This is a genomic window from Arachidicoccus sp. (assembly GCF_050436765.1).
Taxonomy (GTDB): Bacteria; Bacteroidota; Bacteroidia; order Chitinophagales; family Chitinophagaceae; genus Arachidicoccus.
This window is the reverse complement of sequence record NZ_JBNQGD010000287.1, coordinates 1-19,208: the sequence shown is the minus strand read 5'-3', so window position 1 is coordinate 19,208 and position 19,208 is coordinate 1. Positions and strand designations below refer to the sequence as shown.

General features: G+C 38.3%; 18 protein-coding genes. 11 read left to right on the top strand and 7 right to left on the bottom strand.

Going from position 1 to position 19,208, the window contains the following annotated elements:
* From ACQR30_RS12475 to obgE, 3 genes are all read left to right on the top strand, one after another.
* Positions 1-226, top strand: a 226-nt coding sequence (locus ACQR30_RS12475; protein ID WP_429735574.1) for an outer membrane beta-barrel protein, incomplete at its 5' end; no start/stop codon positions are given.
* Positions 227-384: 158 nt separating this feature from the next.
* Positions 385-1,452, top strand: coding sequence for a peptide chain release factor 1 (gene prfA / locus ACQR30_RS12470; protein WP_429735572.1), 1,068 nt, complete (start codon positions 385-387; stop codon positions 1,450-1,452).
* Between the two features lie 49 nt (positions 1,453-1,501).
* Positions 1,502-2,503, top strand: coding sequence for a GTPase ObgE (gene obgE, locus ACQR30_RS12465; protein WP_429735570.1), 1,002 nt, complete (start codon positions 1,502-1,504; stop codon positions 2,501-2,503).
* A 74-nt stretch (positions 2,504-2,577) separates the two neighbouring features.
* Here the strand turns inward: obgE and ACQR30_RS12460 are convergent, their stop codons facing one another.
* The gene (locus tag ACQR30_RS12460; RefSeq protein ID WP_429735568.1) at positions 2,578-2,703 is read right to left on the bottom strand and encodes a hypothetical protein; all 126 of its coding nucleotides are present in this window, start codon (positions 2,701-2,703) and stop codon (positions 2,578-2,580) included.
* 674 nt (positions 2,704-3,377) lie between these two features.
* On the opposite strand from ACQR30_RS12460, the gene ACQR30_RS12455 reads away from it, so the two are divergent.
* A complete protein-coding gene (locus tag ACQR30_RS12455; RefSeq protein WP_429735567.1) occupies positions 3,378-4,280 on the top strand; it encodes a ribonuclease Z in 903 nt (300 codons plus the stop codon).
* A gap of 46 nt (positions 4,281-4,326) precedes the next feature.
* Complete coding sequence (locus ACQR30_RS12450) at positions 4,327-5,604, top strand: pyridoxal phosphate-dependent decarboxylase family protein (RefSeq protein ID WP_429735565.1); 1,278 nt, start codon at positions 4,327-4,329, stop codon at positions 5,602-5,604.
* A 171-nt stretch (positions 5,605-5,775) separates the two neighbouring features.
* On the opposite strand, the gene ACQR30_RS12445 is transcribed toward ACQR30_RS12450, so the two are convergent.
* The 3 genes from ACQR30_RS12445 to ACQR30_RS12435 all read right to left on the bottom strand — a co-directional run bounded on the left by ACQR30_RS12445 (position 5,776) and on the right by ACQR30_RS12435 (position 8,928).
* Positions 5,776-7,101: a citrate (Si)-synthase gene (locus tag ACQR30_RS12445; RefSeq protein WP_429735563.1), complete on the bottom strand. Its 1,326-nt coding sequence runs from the start codon at positions 7,099-7,101 to the stop codon at positions 5,776-5,778.
* Between the two features lie 216 nt (positions 7,102-7,317).
* Positions 7,318-8,412, bottom strand: coding sequence for an LptF/LptG family permease (locus ACQR30_RS12440; RefSeq protein ID WP_429735561.1), 1,095 nt, complete (start codon positions 8,410-8,412; stop codon positions 7,318-7,320).
* Between the two features lie 63 nt (positions 8,413-8,475).
* On the bottom strand, positions 8,476-8,928 hold the full coding sequence (locus tag ACQR30_RS12435) for an N-acetyltransferase family protein (protein ID WP_429735559.1): 453 nt from the start codon (positions 8,926-8,928) through the stop codon (positions 8,476-8,478).
* Positions 8,929-9,048: 120 nt separating this feature from the next.
* Here ACQR30_RS12435 and ACQR30_RS12430 point away from each other — a divergent pair, with 120 nt between their 5' ends.
* The 4 genes from ACQR30_RS12430 (at position 9,049) to fabD (ending at position 11,504) form a co-directional block, all read left to right on the top strand.
* A complete protein-coding gene (locus ACQR30_RS12430; RefSeq protein WP_429735557.1) occupies positions 9,049-9,456 on the top strand; it encodes a 6-pyruvoyl trahydropterin synthase family protein in 408 nt (135 codons plus the stop codon).
* 35 nt (positions 9,457-9,491) lie between these two features.
* Positions 9,492-9,914: a 6-pyruvoyl trahydropterin synthase family protein gene (locus ACQR30_RS12425; RefSeq protein ID WP_429735555.1), complete on the top strand. Its 423-nt coding sequence runs from the start codon at positions 9,492-9,494 to the stop codon at positions 9,912-9,914.
* Positions 9,915-9,988: 74 nt separating this feature from the next.
* Positions 9,989-10,585: a GTP cyclohydrolase I FolE gene (gene folE / locus ACQR30_RS12420; RefSeq protein ID WP_429735553.1), complete on the top strand. Its 597-nt coding sequence runs from the start codon at positions 9,989-9,991 to the stop codon at positions 10,583-10,585.
* A 28-nt stretch (positions 10,586-10,613) separates the two neighbouring features.
* Positions 10,614-11,504: an ACP S-malonyltransferase gene (gene fabD, locus ACQR30_RS12415; protein ID WP_429735551.1), complete on the top strand. Its 891-nt coding sequence runs from the start codon at positions 10,614-10,616 to the stop codon at positions 11,502-11,504.
* A 16-nt stretch (positions 11,505-11,520) separates the two neighbouring features.
* On the opposite strand, the gene dnaG is transcribed toward fabD, so the two are convergent.
* From dnaG to ACQR30_RS12400, 3 genes are read right to left on the bottom strand one after another with little or no spacing between them, the layout of a single operon-like run.
* Positions 11,521-13,434, bottom strand: a complete 1,914-nt coding sequence (dnaG, locus tag ACQR30_RS12410; RefSeq protein WP_429735549.1) for a DNA primase — start codon at positions 13,432-13,434, stop codon at positions 11,521-11,523.
* A 12-nt stretch (positions 13,435-13,446) separates the two neighbouring features.
* Positions 13,447-13,860, bottom strand: coding sequence for a DUF423 domain-containing protein (locus tag ACQR30_RS12405; RefSeq protein ID WP_429735548.1), 414 nt, complete (start codon positions 13,858-13,860; stop codon positions 13,447-13,449).
* Positions 13,853-14,362 (bottom strand): shikimate kinase, encoded by a 510-nt coding sequence (locus ACQR30_RS12400; RefSeq protein ID WP_429735546.1) that lies wholly within the window; start codon positions 14,360-14,362, stop codon positions 13,853-13,855. The genes ACQR30_RS12405 and ACQR30_RS12400 overlap by 8 nt, the downstream gene beginning before the upstream one ends.
* A 493-nt stretch (positions 14,363-14,855) precedes the next feature.
* Here ACQR30_RS12400 and alaS point away from each other — a divergent pair, with 493 nt between their 5' ends.
* Together alaS and ACQR30_RS12390 are read left to right on the top strand one after the other, a co-directional pair.
* Positions 14,856-17,471: an alanine--tRNA ligase gene (gene alaS / locus ACQR30_RS12395; RefSeq protein ID WP_429735544.1), complete on the top strand. Its 2,616-nt coding sequence runs from the start codon at positions 14,856-14,858 to the stop codon at positions 17,469-17,471.
* 725 nt (positions 17,472-18,196) lie between these two features.
* Positions 18,197-19,201, top strand: coding sequence for a hypothetical protein (locus ACQR30_RS12390; RefSeq protein WP_429735542.1), 1,005 nt, complete (start codon positions 18,197-18,199; stop codon positions 19,199-19,201).
* The last annotated feature ends 7 nt before the right edge of the window (positions 19,202-19,208 follow it).

The window sequence follows — 19,208 nt, the reverse complement described above, 5'->3', positions numbered from 1 at the left end:
TTGGCATAAGCAAGCCTCCTTAAAATTAAATGTCAGTGACATCTTTAATACCGAAAGATATTCTGGCAAATTGATCTATCAAAATATCAATTTCATCCTTCATAATTCATGGGAAAGTAGACGTGTTGGGCTTACATTTACATATAATTTTGGCAATAAAAATATAAAATCTAGCAAACACAACTCCAGTATTGAAGATGAACAAAGCAGAATAAATAAAAGCTAATTAACGGCCTTTATACCCATTTCTAATGATAAAAGTCAGTATTAAAAAGCCCTCTGTGCTCATAATTTCGCTATTTCTTTCTTAAGCTCAATTCAAAAACGTAATTTTGCTCTCTTAAAATATCGTGACAACGATATTGGTAACCATTATAAAATTTTATGTTAGAGCAATTAGCAGGTATCAAAGCGAGATTCGATCAGTTAGGCGTCGCACTAACCAATCCCGAAATTATCGGGAAACAGAAAGAATTTAGCAAGCTAAGCAAGGAATACCGTGACTTAGAAAAAATAGTTCAACCCTATTTAGAATACGTAAATGTGATGGACAATTATGCGTTTAGCAAAGATGCGCTAAACAGTCCCGACCCAGATTTCAGGGAATTGGCAAAAATGGAATTACCGGAATTAGAGCAGAGAAAAGAACAATTAGAACAAATACTTACCAAATTATTAATTCCCAAAGATCCCCAAGACGACAAAAATGCAATTCTGGAAATTCGTGCCGGAACCGGCGGCGATGAAGCCAGTCTTTTTGCCGGCGACTTATTGGGAATGTATCTAAGATATTGCGCCAAAAAAGGCTGGAAAACCAATATCGTTTCTGAAAGCGAAGGAACTGTTGGCGGCTATAAAGAAGTGCTTGTAGAAGTGGAAGGCGAGGACGTATATGGCACATTGAAATTCGAAAGCGGCGTACACCGTGTACAACGCGTTCCTAATACGGAAACGCAGGGCCGTGTCCATACTTCTGCAGCAACCGTCGCTGTAATGCCGGAAGCCGAAGAAGTAGATTTTGAATTGAATCCTGCAGATGTAAAAATGGAAACCAGCCGAAGCGGTGGTGCAGGTGGTCAAAACGTAAACAAGGTGGAAACCAAAGTAATGCTGACACATATTCCCACAGGAACTGTGGTTATTTGTCAAACAGAACGCAGTCAACTCGGTAACCGCGAGAAAGCAATGACTATGATGCGTACCAGACTATATGAAGAACAGGTACGCAAGCATGAAGACGAAATTGCACGTCAGCGCAAAACCCTAGTAAGTACGGGTGACAGAAGCGCAAAAATTCGCACTTACAACTGGCCACAAGGTCGTGTAACCGATCATAGAATTGGGTTGACTTCTTATAATTTAGATGCGGTTATCAATGGCGATATTGATGAATTTGTAGAGGCGTTACAGGTTGCCGAAAATGCTGAAAAAATGGCAAAATCAAATGATTAATTACTATCCATGTTATTAATAGCAAATTTTTTACTTTTTAAATAAATACGTGTCAGACAAAAACTTCATAGACTATATTAAAATCTTTTGCCACAGTGGTAAAGGCGGTCGCGGTATGACCCATTTTATGCGTACCAAATACAATGCGCAAGCCGGTCCCGATGGTGGAGATGGTGGTCGGGGAGGACATATTATTCTAAAAGGGAATAAGCAGTTGTGGACACTTTTGCATCTTCGCTATTACAAAAATGTGGTCGCAGAAGATGGCCAAAACGGGATGAAAAATAACTGTACTGGAAGGTTCGGTAAGGATATAATTATTGAAGTTCCATTAGGGACAATTGCTAAAGATGAAGAAACTGGAGAAATTGAAGCAGAAATATTAGAAGACGGGCAAGAAATTATTTGGATGCCTGGCGGTCGCGGAGGCTTGGGAAACCAAAACTTTGCAACACCTACCAACCAGGTACCCGAGCATTCACAACCGGGTGAAGAGGGTATCGAAGGATATAAATACCTCGAGTTGAAAGTATTAGCCGACGTAGGATTGGTAGGATTTCCCAACGCAGGAAAGTCTACTTTACTTTCGGTAATAACTGCAGCAAAACCCAAAATTGCCAATTATGCCTTTACAACACTTGTTCCTAACCTTGGGATAGTGGAATACCGTAACGGACTTTCTTTTTGTATTGCCGATTTACCTGGAATTATAGAAGGCGCAGCAGATGGAAAAGGCCTTGGACATCGTTTTTTGAGACACATAGAACGTAATTCGGCATTATTATTTTTAATCCCTGCCGATAGCGAAAATCATAAGAAGGAATTTGATATTTTGTACAATGAGCTGGAACAATATAACCCGGAACTTTTGCAAAAAGATATGCTAATTGCATTAAGTAAATCTGATATGCTGGACGACGAACTAAAGCATGAAATCGCTAAAGAACTACCCCAAAATATCCCCCATCTTTTTATTTCTTCTATTACGCAAACCGGTCTGGTAGAGCTTAAGGATAAATTATGGGAGATGTTGAATAAGCCGGTAGCATAGAGTCTTAGGGATATACCTTTTCAGTTTTTTCCAATGGGTGAGCTTCTTCATTTACCTCTATTTCCCTCTCTTTTTTATTGCGGATGCTGAAGTTTTACTTTGGCATGCACTTTTAAATTACCCTCTGTCTTTTTAAAGTAGCCATTCATTATGTCATCAGAAAACTTTCCAAAGCCAGTTCCACCTCCTGTACCACGCACATTTATTTCTTTAGTTCCGTTTATTCCGATTGTAATCTATAATCAACATTCAAATCAGCAATGCTATCTCTATTTCCATTGTAAAGATTGCGACTATCCATGTTCAGCTTGATGTCGACGATACTCAAAGGAATATTTATCGTTAGCAATAGTATCACCTATATGGAAAGCGGCTTTTGGGTAATAAAGAGTTGCATAAATATTTTTTAAAATCTTAAAGACCTCTTCTTTTATTACATCTGTTTCAATAGATTTTGGATAAAGATTTAGACTATCCAAACGGGGGAGCTATTTATATAGCTTTACTGTAATAGCTATAATAAGATTCTTAGGTAAAGATGCATTATCAATAGAAATTTTCCCACAACAGCAAGTTGCTCGTTATCTCCAATTTTACCCCTGGTGATGAGCGCCTGATATTTAGACTCCTTTTTCCCTTCATCGGATTTGAGACGCCTTTAGCTTTCATGGTGACTAATGTAGCACTATCAGCATCATAGGCAATACTTACCTCCATCTCACGACTACTGCTGTTTCTGTATTTACTTTCTGGTTGAAACAGCCCCTGCAGCGTTTAACCGCATTTTATGCATAGCCAAAAACTAAAAAAGCAAAAGCAAAATCTTTTTCATTTATTTGTATTGACTGCAAAATAAATAAAATAACTTTATCAAATGTTTGGTGTTACAATTTTAGGCAACAATTCCGCTGTTCCTGCGCACGACAGGCACCCTACTTCGCAAGCGGTTACCATCGCAAACGAAGTACTATTGCTCGATTGTGGTGAGGGCACGCAGATGCAGATAAAAGATTACAAGGTAAAACGCAGCAAGATCAATTACATTTTTATTTCACACCTGCACGGTGACCATTATTTTGGCTTAATTGGTCTACTAAGCTCGATGGCCCTTATCAATCGTACCACCCCCTTACATTTGTTTGCGCCCCCTGCATTGTTTGAAGTCATTCAATTACAATTAAAAATTGCCGATAGCTCCTTACCTTTTCAGCTTCATTTTCATCCTTTGGAAAAAGAGGGTGAAATAGTCAATGAAAGAAAATTCACAGTCAGTTGTTTTAAGGTAATCCACCGAATTGATTGCTTTGGCTTTTTGATAAAGGAAAAACACAAATCAAGAAAGATAAATCTACCAAAGGCGTTAGCTGCCTGCATTCCAACGATGTTTTATGAACGGCTGCAAAACGGCGAAGACTACCTCACCAAGGACGGCAAAATCGTAAAAAACGAAACAGTAACACTTGAAGGAAAGAAAAATAAAGCCTACGCCTACTGTGCCGATACTTTGTACACGGAAAGCTTTTTACCAAATATTCATCAAGTAGATTTATTGTACCATGAATCAACTTATCTAAACGATTTTGAAGAACAAGCCAAAAATAGATTTCATTCGACAGCGGAACAAGCAGCAGTTATTGCCAAGAAAGCGGACGCCAAAAAACTGCTTATCGGCCATTTCAGCAGCAAGTACAAAACACTGGATTTATTTGAGCTGCAGTCAAAATCGGTATTCCCTAATACAGAACTTTCTAAAGAAGGTGTTACTTATCTTGTTTAAAATAAAAATATATAAAGAATCAATGCCATGATTTGAATAAATGGAAATGCAAAACCCGTATCGCCATTTTGCAACATTCAAACATACCAACAAACAAATTATGCAATATTGGAAAAAGCTTTCGTCAGCAGAACAAGATAAGCGCATCACAAAAGCGCTAGAGCAAAACGTAAACTATAGCCTTGGTATATCTCTGGGTGTGCCCGCGTCTACTTTAGATGATAAAGTTTTTTATGATAAAGCATCTTTTTTAAAAGACGCACCTTTGCTGCGAACCTATGTACACAATCCCAATCATATTGGTTGCCATACTTTGGGCGAATCAGAGCCCTTTTTTAAGGGAACACAAGAAATTGAACGAGAGGTAATTGAATTATTATCTGTAGATATGTTGTGTGCACAAGAGGAAAGTTGTGATGGTTATATTGCTGCCGGGGGCACCGAAGCAAATTTACAGGCCATATGGGTTTACCGAAATTATTTTCAAAAAGAATTTAAAGCATCGGCTGAAAGTATCGCATTGCTTGCTTCTGAGGATACACATTATTCAATCGCCAAAGCCTCCAACGTTTTTGGAATAGATTTTTTTCCTGTGAAAGTGGCGTTTGATTCAAGAAAAATTCTGAAAGAGGAGGTAGATAAAATAGTTGCAACGGCCATCGAAAAAGGAAAAAAATATTTTATCATTATTGCAAATATGGCTACTACCATGTTTGGAAGTGTGGATGATTTGTCCGTTTATACTGATGCAATGGAAAAGTTTGCGGCTCCCTTCAAACTGCACGTGGATGGGGCATTTGGTGGATTTATTTATCCGGTAAGCGACCCGGGAAATAGTTTAAGCTTTGCCAACACTCAAGTATCTTCTATTACTTTGGATGCACATAAAATGTTACAAGCCCCATACGGAACAGGCGTTTTTTTGATTAGAAAAGGTTTGATGCAATATGTTTATACGCAGGAAGCACAATATGTAAACGGTATGGATATTACGCTAAGTGGTAGTCGTTCGGGTGCAAACGCCATTGCTGTTTGGATGATTTTACAGACCTATGGTTATTACGACTGGCAAGAAAAAATCGAAACTTTACTAAAACGTACCGATTGGTGTTGTAATGCTTTACGTGAGAGAGGTGTTCGTTATTTCCGCCACCCAAAAATGAATATCATTGCCATTCGCGCAACAGATATTGAAAAAACTATCGCAGAAAAATATTTCCTGGTTCCCGATACGCACCACGATAATCCCAATTGGTACAAAATCGTAGTAATGGATCATGTAGGCATCGAGCAATTAAAATCGTTTATAATGGACTTGAAGTAACGATAATCGATTTGGTTCTATCAAATGTTTAGCTCCTATCGTCATTTTTCAAATGGGTCTTTCGCCCAATTTGAAATGTTCTTCTCCATAGCATTTTTTTGCGCGATAGGAATTATTGGAAGAATAGCAAAAAGTAACAAAACATTTTTTCACGGAATAACTATTTCCAAGCTACAACGCCCCTTTTTTCGCCCCTTCATCCAGCCATTGTTTGATGGCTTTTGTCGTAATAGATTTTGGTCTTTCTAAGGCAAACCCTAAAGCGCGACTCCAGCACATATTTGCCATTACGCCCAACGAGCGCGATACACCAAAGAGCACGGTATAAAACTCATATTCCTTCATCCCAAAATGCACTAATAATGCACCACTGTGCGCGTCTACATTTGGCCATGGGTTTTTTACTTTCCCGGTAGCAGCCAATATCTCTGGTACTACTTCAAAAATATGCCAAACGGTCTGTACCAATTTGTCTTGCGGCATATTGGCTTCTGCAAATGCCTTTTGTGCCAAAAATCTTGGGTCTGTATTGCGCAAAACGCCGTGACCATAACCCGGAATCACTTTGCCGGAAGCAAGCGTATCTTTCGCATATTGCGCAATTTGTTCTTTTGAAGGAGTATCGGTACCTAATGTTTTCAACATTTCAAAAATCCATTTAATCACCTCTTGATTTGCCAATCCGTGCAAAGGGCCTGCAAGTCCGTTCATTCCGGCAGCAAAACTCAAATAAGGATCGCTTAATGCAGAACCTACCAGGTGCGTTGCATGCGCCGAAACATTACCACCTTCGTGATCCGCGTGAATGGTCATGTACAAGCGCATCAATTTTAAAAAATCTCTTTCGGTATAACCAAGCAAAAGAGCAAAATTAGCAGCCCAATCAAGGCTCTTGTCACTTTTTAACGGAGCACCATTTCTATACTTTCTGCTATAGACATAAGCCGCAATATAGGGCAGACGTGCTATTAAATTGAGAGCATCTTCGAATATCGGATCCCAATAATCTTTTTTGTTAATTCCTTCAGAATAAGCTTTGGCAAATAAACTTTCCGTTTGCAAAGCCATAATACCGGTGACAAACTGCGTCATTGGATGCGCAGAAATCGGGAGTGCGTCAATGGTTTTAAATACATGTTCTGGAATATTGCTTCTATCGGCTAAGGCTTTAGAAATAACCTTTACTTCTTCTTCGGTAGGCAATTCCCCAATAAGCATCAGGTAAAACAGGCCTTCAGGTAATGGCTCCGTTCCCCCCTGTGCTTTGGGTAATTTCTCTTGTAATTCCGCGATGGTATAACCTCTGAATTTTATACCATCCAGGGGATCTAATAAACTTACTTCACTTACGATGCTTGTAATGCCTCGCATTCCCTGATATAACTGAGAAACAACTACCTCTTCAACCGGCCTATCGCCGTTTTCCTTCAACAGCATTTTTATTTCTGCAGCTTCTTTATCAGCTTTTGTCCGGAATTTCTTCTTAATATCAATCATCGTTTTCTTTTTTCACCCTGTTATTTCACACAGTAGTTTCTATATTTTATCATTCGTACCAACCACAAACAAAGAGCTTTCATCTTTTTTTTGAAAGACAAAAACAGCTTAACCCCAAGAAGTGGCAATGTGCGTAAAGATAATTATTAGTCACATTATTTGCGTAAAAAAATGCAAATCTTATTAAAAAATATTCTGCTACTAAAACGGCCTTCACTACTTAGGCGCTTTGCGATAAAGGTAAATAGCCACGAGGGCAAAAACAATATTGGGTAACCAAGCGGCAATCAGAGGAGGAAAATTTCCTTTTGTAGAAAAAATGGTCGAAAACCTATCCATTAAAATAAAAATCGCGGCAGATACAAAACCCAAAGCCAAATGCGCTCCACTACCACCACGCACCTTGCGGCTGGCAATTACTACACCAATCATCGTGAGAATTAAAACAGAGAATGGCGTCGCAAAACGGCGATAAAATTCAATTTTAAAAGCATTAATATCTTCCCCTCCGCGTAATTGCTCCAATTTAATTTTGTGCATAAGTTCGGGTGTCGTCAATTTTACTTCGGCATAATCATCATCTTTCAAATCACTGGGATCAAAATTAAAATTCATTCTTTTTGAAGAAATGATTGTAACCTTTTCGTCCAAGCCATTAATTGTGCGTTCATGCACGCCCTCTAATTGCCAATGTGCACCGCCTGTTGTATCCCACTTAATCGTATTAGCACGAAGATTATAAGTGGCCCTATTATTTTTTATCCTATACATAAAAAAAGGGCCCCCTGACTTGATAACTTCATTGAAATTCCTGATGCCCGCATAGGTAAAAGAGTCAATTTTAAAGTATAACATGGGGGCTTTCTTTACCAACTTATCGTAGTTGGAATTTCCATGTACATACACATCTTCAAAATAAGTTCGCTTAATTTCTGCCTTGGGGACGATAAAAGAAGCCGAAACGCCCAGCAAAACAGCTAACAAAAGCCCAGTAAAGAAAAAAGGTCGTAAAAACCTTTTGAAACTGGTACCGCTTGCCAAAATAGCCACAATCTCACTTCTACCCGCCATCTTCGATGTAAAAAATATAACCGTTATAAACACAAAAAGAGGGAAAAGCAACGCAATTATATGCGGAATAAAAGAAAAATAATAGTCCGTAATTATCTTATAAACAGACCATCCGCTTTCTACGAAATTATCTGTCTTTTCTCCAATATCTATCACCACTGCAATAATGGTAAACAGAAAAATGGAAAAGAAAAAAGTGGTCAAGAATTTTTTGACAATGTACTGGTCTATTTTCTTCATAAAGATTTACAAAGTAAAGGCAATTTTTGATAGGTGGGATAAATAGCGTTACTTATTAATTGGTTAAAAGTTAATGGAACAGTTTACCCATTCACTATCAAATACAGCATTATATTTTTTGTAAAAATCCAAAGCGGGTTGATTCCAGTCTAGCGCCTGCCACACCATACCGGAAAGATTTCTCTCTTTGGCCTCCTCTATCAGCCTGTCAAAAAGTAACCTTCCGATACCCTTGCCTCTGTATGCTTCTGTAACAATCAAATCCTCCAAATACAATTTTTGTCCCTTCCAAGTAGAATAACGAATATAATACAATGCAAAGGCAACAATTTTATTCGACACCTCATCCTGCGCCACAAATGCCCACCAAACAGGATTTGCACCAAACCCGCTCTTTTCAAAATGTGTTAGTGATACAGTAACCTCCTGCGGTGCTTTTTCAAATTCCGCCAACTCCTTAATCAATTCCATGAGTTGAATGCAGTCTTCAATTTTCGCTCTTCTTATCAAATACATAAAATCTATATTATTTTCAAAAATAGGCATAATATAATATACCTGACCACTTGGAGTTTATGCCCTTAATTATTGCACAACACATAAAAATTCAAATTATCTTTGTAAAAATTTTAGACAATGGTTTATTTGACGCGCATAGAACATTTCAACGCAGCCCATAAATTATACAATCCCAATTGGTCAAAAGAAAAGAATGAAGAGGTTTTTGGATTGTGTGCCAATGAAAATTGGCATGGCCATAATTTTGAATTATATATTACCATCAAAGGAATGCCCGATCCGGATACCGGATTTGTAATGGACGTAAAAAAATTGAGTAAAATAATTGTTGAAAAAATTACGGATAAACTGGACCACAAGAACTTAAACTTAGATGTAGATTTTTTGCAGGGAAAGATTTGCAGTACCGAGACATTGGCGATGGCCATTTGGCAACAGTTGGCACCACATCTGCCAAATAATGTACATTTGCATAGTGTAAAACTTTATGAAACTCCCAGAATTTTTGTAGAATATTTTGGCTAACTGACAGCCTACTCTCCATAATCAACCTCCAAAAGATGACAAAAGAATTGGTTTCTGTTTTTCGAAAAGCTCATTTTAATGCAGCACACAGGCTAAACGTTCCGGCTTGGAGCGAAGCCGAAAATATACGCGTCTTTGATAAATGCAACAATTCAAATTTTCACGGGCACAATTACGAGTTAGTCGTAAAAGTAACCGGAGAAGTTGATGCCACCACAGGTTTTGTAATTGATCTAAAAATATTGAATAACATTATTCAACAGGAAATTGTCGCTCGATTTGATCATCGAAACCTGAATTTGGATACACAAGAGTTTAAAGAATTAAATCCTACCGCAGAAAATATTGCCATTATTATTTATCGCCTTATCCGTGCTAAGATTGATAGCAATCTCGATTTACAAATACGGCTATATGAAACCGAAAGGAACTTTGTAGAATATCCCGTTTCTAAATAAGCATTGTTTCTTTATTAATGAACCGAAGGGATAATGATGTATATTTTTTACATTTACCTTCTCAATTTTAAAAAATGGCATATACAAAAACAGAACATTACGATGATGATATTACCAATCAGCTGGCCGGAATTTATGGGAATGCTTTAGCGTTGTTGGGCGAAGACCCTGCTCGTGAAGGGCTGGTAAAAACACCTGAACGCATCGCAAAAGCCATGCAATATTTAACGCAAGGCTATCAACTGGATGCGATAGAAATATTGAACTCGGCAAAATTTCACGAACCCATCAGTGAAATGGTTGTTGTAAAAAATATAGAAATATACAGTCTTTGCGAACATCATTTACTTCCTTTTATTGGTAAGGCGCATGTGGCTTATATTCCCAATGGGTGGATTACCGGGCTCAGTAAGGTTGCAAGGGTTGTAGATGTATTCGCTCGCAGGTTGCAGGTCCAAGAAAGACTTACAGTAGAAATAGTCGAAGCAATTAAAGAAGCACTAGACCCATTAGGCGTGGCTGTTGTAATTGAGGCAAAACACCTGTGTATGATGATGCGTGGTGTATCCAAGCAAAACTCTTTCACAACAACATCTGCTTTTCATGGAGAATTTGAAAATGACCGCACGCGTTCCGAATTTATGAAACTAATAAGTGCAGATTTACATTAATCTTCTAAACAATACCTTAATATAAACTATGAAACACGCTTACGTATTTCCCGGCCAGGGCGCGCAATTCAGCGGAATGGGCAAAAAACTATATGAAGAAAACGCCAATGCCAAGAATTTATTTGAACAAGCGAACGATATCCTTGGCTTTCGTATTACTGACATAATGTTTGAGGGAACAGATGACGCATTAAAACAAACAAACGTAACGCAACCCGCCGTTTTTCTACATTCTGTAATCGCATTCAAGACATTGGAAAATACCGCACCCGACATGGTCGCAGGGCATTCTCTTGGAGAATTTTCTGCGCTTGTAGCTAATAACACTTTATCTTTCGAGGATGCTTTAAAACTGGTAAGCATTCGTGCACAAGCTATGCAAAAAGCCTGCGAAATACACCCTTCTACAATGGCTGCCGTATTAGCGCTTGCAGACGAAAAAGTAGAAGAGATATGTGCGGAAGTTCAAAATAAAACCGGGGAAGTCGTGGTCGCAGCAAATTATAATTGCCCCGGACAATTGGTAATTAGCGGCTCTCTAAAAGGTATCGAAGTAGCCTGTGAAGCAATGAAAGCTGCCGGAGCGAAACGTGCTTTAGTTTTGCCTGTAGGCGGCGCATTCCATTCTCCGTTAATGGAACCGGCAAAAGCAGAATTGGCCGCAGCTATTGAGTCTACTGTATTCCACGCTCCATCTGCACCGGTTTATCAAAATGTAATAGCTGCCGCAATAAGCCACCCAAATGAAATTAAAAAGAATTTAATTGCACAGTTAACAGGTGCTGTAAAATGGACACAAAGTGTACAATCGATGATTGCAGATGGCGGTACAAACTTTACAGAATGCGGGCCGGGAAAAGTTTTACAGGGACTAATTTTAAAGATAAATAAAGAGGTAACGGTAGGAGGGGTAAATTAATTTTAATTAGGAAACGTCATTTTAAAATAACAGCGCCCAACTGCTCAGTCAATTCTTTTTCGGCAGTTTTCAGGTGCTTATGCACTTCCAACAATCGTAGTTGATCTTCAAAAGCAGATGTTTGTTCAAGTTCTATTTGAGTTTGTTCAAACATCTTTTTTATTTTTCTAAGTTTGAAATAGATCATACTCAGTTCAGCATCTTTGTGGGATGTATCACGATCAAGTATATGCATATTCTCCATTACTTCGTCCCAACGACGGCTCAGTTCATACTGGGACATCGTGATGGAAACAACCATTTCGCGTATTTTTTCTGCCGTATTATAAAGCAATGTTTTAGTTGTAGGCTGTAAGCCCTGATAATATTGGGTTCTGTATAATTCCAACAACTGCTCGTTTTCTTTGTTGTCAAAAGGAAATGCATCTAATTCTGTGAAAATATAATCGGCAATACATTGCTCCTCATCCCACTGTTTTAGACCATATTCCAACAAAACGCGCAATATATTTCGCTCCTGCAGCTCGTCAGTAAGTGGTACAAAGATTTCGGGTTGCTCTATGGCTTGTTGCTCCGATGCCTGTTCTTTAAATGCCTGATTTTTTTCAAACTTTGAAAGACTATCACGTTTATATTTATTAACCAGCGTCGTAAGACCACCTTCATCAATTTTTAGTAGGGCTGCGCATTGTTTGATATATTCCTGTTGCTTGGTAAAGTCTTCTGCTTTGCTGATTTTACTCAACGAATCGGCAACACGGTTAACCACTTCATTTTTCCTGTTGATATCACTGCCTGCATCTTTCAACATTATCTCTAACTGAAAAAGAATGAAATCTTTTTTATTTTCAGCTACAAATTTCTGAAAGGCCGTGGCACCTATTTTTTTTACATAACTATCAGGATCTTCATTATCAGGAATCAGTACGAGCCGCACATTCAAACTTTCTTCTAATGCCATATCCAACCCACGTAAAGCAGCTTTCACCCCGGCACTATCACCATCATAAATAATCGTAAGGTTGTCTGTATATTTTTTTATTAATCTTAGCTGTTCAACGGTAAGTGATGTACCTCCACTTGCCACCACATTCTCTACACCTGCCTGCACTAAACTTACAACATCGGTATACCCCTCCACCAAAAGACACTCATTATTCTTGTCAATAGAATGCCTTGCAAAATAAGATCCATAGAGAATTTTACTTTTTACATAAAGTTCATTCTCCGGTGTATTGATGTATTTAGGTGCTTTATCATTTTTGCCAATAATACGTGCACCAAAACCAATGACCTTTCCCGAATTATTGTGAATAGGAAAAATAATACGACCTCGATAATTATCTTGTAACTCGTCGTGATAGCTTCTGACCAAACCGGCTCGCAAAAGCAACTCCGTGTTATACTGGTTTTTGACAGCCGCCTTAGAAAAAATGTCGCGTATATCCGGTGAATAACCAATACCAAATTTCTCGATAATAGCATTATTAAAACCCCGTTCGTGCAAATAAGTAAGTGCAATGTTTTTTCCCTCCTCCGTATCAAATAATTGCTGCGCAAAAAATTTCTGCGCAAAACCATTGATAATGTAGAGGCTATCGGCAACTTGTACATGTTGTTTCGCTTCATCGCTCATCTCTGTTTCTTCCACTTCAATGCCATAGCGATTAGCCAACCAACGTAGTGCTTCTACATAGTTGTACTTTTCATGTTCCATCAAAAAAGTAATGGCGTTCCCGCTTTTGCCACAACCAAAACATTTATAAATTTCTTTAGTCGGCGATACCGTAAAAGAAGGGCTTTTTTCTCCATGAAAAGGGCAGAGCCCAAGATAATTTGTGCCGCGTTTTTTAAGTTTCACGAACTCTCCCACCACATCGACCACATCGATGCGGTTGGTAATTTGTTCTATGGTTTGGGGGCTAATCACGTGAGGTATGAATTAAGAAAGATGTGCTTTGCTTGACGATTTGGAGTTCCTTAATGAGATTGCTAGCATAATCCAACCAAGAATAAGGCACAATCCTCCAATCGGTGTAACGATGCCTATCTTCTCCAATCCAACATTTCCGGCATTTACAGCGAATGTAAGCGCGTACAAAGAGCCGCTGAATAAAATGATCCCTGCAATAAAAAGATTGCCAGCAGCGCGTGCTGTTTTAGCTTTAGCATGGGCAAATACAATTCCGGTCAGTGCAAGTGCAAATACGTGATACATTTGGTAACGAACCCCCGTTTCAAAAACCTGCAAAGCATCAGCAGTAACTTTCGCCTTCAATCCATGCGCAGCAAAAGCCCCCAATATAACGGCGAGTGCACCTAAAAGTGCAGCGATTTGTATAAATGGTTTATTCATTTTCCTCTATTATTTTTTCTAAACTTTTATTGGAAATTTCTTTTCCGGTTAAACGGTATTGGGATTGATCATAAAACGACGCACGCTCTTTTAACTTTTTTTCTAAAAATGAATGAAGCTCTCGGTCTGACAAATCTTTTATTAATGGTCTGTTTTTCTTGCCTAATTTCAAGCGGCCGACTAAAATCTCTAAAGGTTCATCCAGCCAGATAGTGATGCCGTTTTTGTTCATCCATTCCATGTTTTTTTCAAAACAAGCCGCGCCGCCGCCGGTGGCCAATACAAAAGATTTTTTCTCGCCAAACCAGCGCAGTATTTTCGCCTCTGCCTTTCTAAAATAATTTTCGCCATTTTCTGCAAAGATTTCGGGGATCGTCTTTTCTTCTATATTTTCTATCAAACTGTCCAAATCGTAATGACCTGTTTTTAATTTGCGCGCCCACTTTTCTGACCAGTGGCTTTTACCCACACCCATCATTCCAACTAAAAAAATTTTTGCCATAACTTCCATTCAAAGGTCTCAAAAGTACAAATTAATATGAAGTCCTTTGACTACTATTTTTATTTTTAGGCAGAATGCGAAATAGGCTAAGAAGATGTTAGCTTTAACTTTTGAACCCTAAAAGTATCCAAAGGTGGGCAACCTGGCGGATAGGAGAGTAAACAACAGTTCAAATCAGGCCCAGACACCTCAATTTTAAAATCTGAGTTGTTGACACAGTAGCCTGAATTATTTGTTTAATATCCCCATTTAATCTGCCAACGGAGATTAAATGACGCTTTAAAAGTGGTTTGAGCAATTCTTGCTGAGTAATTATTTTTTTCTAAAGACATACCCAGGCTTATCCTTTTTAACGAATTTGTAGGATTGACCTCATAAATAAGCCTTTAAATATATTCATTTCGGTGGCTTAAAATCCATTTCTGATAAAATCCTAATTCAAAGACCATAAATCATAAATCATATTTAACTTCGCCGCATAAAAAATCGGTTAATGACTTCTGCACAAATACGACAAACATTTCTTGATTTCTTTCAATCAAAAGGCCACACTATTGTACCTTCTGCCCCCATTGTAATTAAAAACGATCCGACCCTGCTTTTTACCAACGCAGGAATGAATCAGTTTAAAGATTATTTTTTGGGAAATAAAAAAGCAGAACACCGTCGTGTCGCCGATACGCAAAAATGTTTACGCGTAAGTGGTAAACACAACGATTTGGAAGAAGTTGGGGTAGATACCTATCATCATACCATGTTTGAAATGCTGGGTAATTGGAGTTTTGGCGATTATTTTAAAAAGGAAGCTATTGCCTGGAGTTGGGAATTGTTAACAGAGGTTTTAAAAATTGATAAAGACAAACTCTATGTTACCGTTTTTGAAGGAGATGAAAAAGAGGGGCTGCCTTTTGACCGGGAAGCTTATGATGAGTGGAAAAAATGGATAACGGAAGACCGCATTTTAAAGGGAAACAAAAAAGACAATTTTTGGGAAATGGGCGATGTAGGTCCCTGTGGTCCCTGCTCGGAACTACACGTAGATTGCCGTTCGGAAGAAGAAAGAAAGCAGGTTGACGGCAAAACGTTAATCAACGCCGACCATCCTCAGGTGATCGAAATTTGGAACAACGTTTTTATGGAATTTAATCGGTTAAAAGATGGAAGTTTGCAGAGTCTTCCGGCAAAACATGTTGATACCGGAATGGGTTTTGAGCGCCTAGTACGTGTGCTGCAAAACAAAACCTCCAATTATGACACCGATGTATTTACTGGAACAATTGCTGGGATAGAAAAAATAACTGGTAAAAAGTACGATTTTAGCGACAGCCGTGAAGCGGTGGCCTTTCGTGTTTTGGCAGATCATATCCGCGCAATTGCCTTTGCTATAGCAGATGGGCAGTTGCCTTCCAATACGGGCGCGGGTTATGTAATACGCCGTATTTTGCGCCGTGCTGTGCGTTATTATTATTCTTATTTAGATTTTAAAAAACCTTTGTTGTTTCAGTTGATTCCCATTATTGCTAAACAATTTGAAAATGTTTTTTCGGAGTTAAATGCACAAAAAGACTTTGTGACAAAAGTGATTAAAGAAGAAGAGGAAGCATTTTTGAGAACATTAGAAAAGGGGCTGAAAAAAATAGAGGAAATTATTTCAAAAGAAAAATTATTAGGAACCATCCAAGGCAAAGAATCTTTTGAATTGTATGATACTTTCGGATTTCCAATTGATTTAACTAGGTTAATTGCTGCTGAAAATAATTTACAAATAGATGAAGCAGGCTTTGAAGCCGAAATGCAACAGCAAAAAACCCGCTCCCGAGCAGCAACACTGGTAGATACGGAAGATTGGGTTTCTGTAAATGAAGTACCCGCAACTTCTTTTGTGGGTTATGAGGATCTATTGGTCTATACCAAAGTAGTAAAATACCGCAAAGTAAAATCGAAGAACAAAACGCAATATCAAATCGTATTAGAGCAAACACCTTTTTATGCCGAAAGTGGTGGTCAGGTAGGTGATACCGGGATATTAATTGTTAATAATGAAGAATTAAATATTACCGACACTAAAAAAGAAAACGGTGAGATTATTCATTTTACCGATAAGTTATCGGCTGACATGACAGGCGAGGTTACCGCAAAAGTAGATGCAGCAAAACGCTTGCATACAACCTACAATCACACCGCTACACATTTGCTGCATGCTGCCTTGAAAGAAGTGCTAGGCATGCACGTGAATCAAAAAGGCTCTTTGGTAAACAGTGAAATATTACGTTTCGATGTTTCGCATTTTGCAAAAATTACCGACGAAGAATTGCGCAAAATAGAACTTTTGGTGAACGAAAAAATAAGGGAAAATATTTCTGTCATCATCAAAGAAATGCCCAAAGAAGAAGCGATGAAACTAGGTGCAATGGCGTTGTTTGGCGAAAAATATGGCAATATCGTTCGTGTAGTAACTATCGACCCCAATTTCTCCGTTGAACTATGTGGCGGTACGCATATTACCCATACCGGCATGATTGGCATGTTCAACATTATCTCTGAAAGTGCGGTAGCTGCCGGCGTTCGTAGAATTGAGGCGATTACTGGTGGCGCGGCAATTCGACATGTTTTTAATAAAATTGAAGAAAATAAACAAGTTTCAGAATTATTAAGATCTAAAGATCCAATAAAAGCAATTGAAAAATTATTGGAGGACAAATCTGTTTTAGAGAAAAAAATAGAATCGTATGAAGCCAAAGAACTGACTCAGATTTCAAAAACAATTATCTCAAAAGTTGAATCCATACATGGTGTTCAATTTATCGGGCAAAATATAGAAGTAAATTCAGCCGATGCCTTAAAAAAGGTTTGTTTTGAATTGAAGCATCAACTACAAAATTATTTGGTCGTACTTACCGCAAACATTGCTGGCAAAGCGAATGTTGTCGTTTTAATTGATGACAATTTAGCCAAAGAAAAAGATTTAGACGCCGGTAATATAATTAAGCAGCAAGTGGCACCCCTCATCAAAGGTGGTGGTGGTGGACAAAAGACACTTGCATCGGCCGGTGGACAAGATGCTTCCAATTTAGACAAAGTAATTGAGGCTGTCAGAGGACTGGTTTGATAAGTGAAAACGACACTGTCTTCTTTCTTCCCGTTAAACTCCTTAGCCAAAATAATAATTTCGGGATTTAAAATAGGCCGTTGTAACAAACACAAACGAATGTTTGCAGCAACAGCCATTCACTAGTAGGGCGGGTGGCAAATCTTTATATTCAAATAATCGTCACTGGTTATTCCAGAAGTATCTCCTATTGATGCCATCATATTATATTCAGTACACCCGTCATCAGATCCTAAGCATTTGCTTATAATCACCAAAATTTCAACGCTTTAGGATATCAAACCTATTTTGCCGCCAAGATTCGGAAAAATATCGACCTCTAAAGATATTTTGACAACCGATTGGAAATCTTTATTCCTTTACTAAAAGGCCTTTACAACTTCAATAAAGAGTTCTACAAAGGTTTTTCGGCCCCTCAGGTAACATTTTTTGCATTAAAGAGGAATATTTTTTGTTCATTTTCGCAAATATAACCAAATGATATACAGATAGTTTTGGCACCGTTAAAGAGTAGAACCACCTTTTGGGTATATAAAGCAGCAGGGATAGAATCTTCTGGCATAGTTTTCGCGATTTGTCGAAAAATAGTCACTACCAATTTTCCAGCAATTGATTAAAATTTTGAAAATAAGGGACCATTTCCATATCTATAAATAGCAAACCATAAACAGAAAATTTGCTTTATTCATAGATGTTTCTTTTCTTAAAGACAAAAAACAAATTAAATGACAAACACAAACTACCCGTCTGTTAACCCCGATAAACCGGAAATGCCAGATCAAAAAACACCAAATGGCAATAAGCAAAAACTGATCTGGGGTATTCTGATTGCGGCGCTTTTGGTTACTTGGGCCTATATCATTTACGATAAAAGCAGGTCTCATCAAGAGTTTGCAGGACTTCAATTACAAGCGCAAACGTCCGATTCTGCAAAAAATGCTATTCAATTAGAATATAATGATGCGTTAAACAGAATGGATTCTCTCACCGGCAGCAATACACAATTGCAGGGTGCACTGGCGCAACAAAAGTCAGAAATTGATCAACTTAAGGAAAAAATTGAAGCTATTCGCAAAAGAGACAATGGTGATCTAACAAAAGCCAAGGCGCTAATTGATGAGTTGAATGGTAAGGTCAACAACTTGTTTGCGCAGGTAGCAACCCTCACAAAGCAGAACGCAGTTTTGACAGATAGCAATCATACCCTTTCAACCCAAAGAGATACCCTTGTCGCAAAAAACTCCAAAATATCCGATAGTCTAACAGCGACCGCTACCGAAAAGAACCATATTTTAGATGAAGCATCTACCTTACACGCTTCTAATATTTCCATTGAGGCTGTAAAAGTTAAAGGAGGAAAAGAGCAACAAACTACTCGAGCAAAAAAAGCAGACTTACTTCATGTAAGCTTTGTGATTGATGAAAACCGAGTAGCTCCAAGTGGACCAAAAGATTTGTATATCATTGTTACTGCGCCAAACGGTCGCGTAGTTTCTATCCCATCTCAAGGCAGTGGCACCTTTCAAACAAGAGAAGATGGTCAAAGAGTTTATACCAACATGAAAAGCATCAATTATACACAAGGTCAAAAGCAAAACGTTTCTTTTGACTGGAGTCAAGGCGATGGTCATTATCAAACAGGTAGTTATCTGGTTGAAATTTACAACAATGGATACAAAATTGGTGAAGGAACTACAACCCTTAAAAAGAGCGGTTTTTTAGGACTTTAATCCCCAC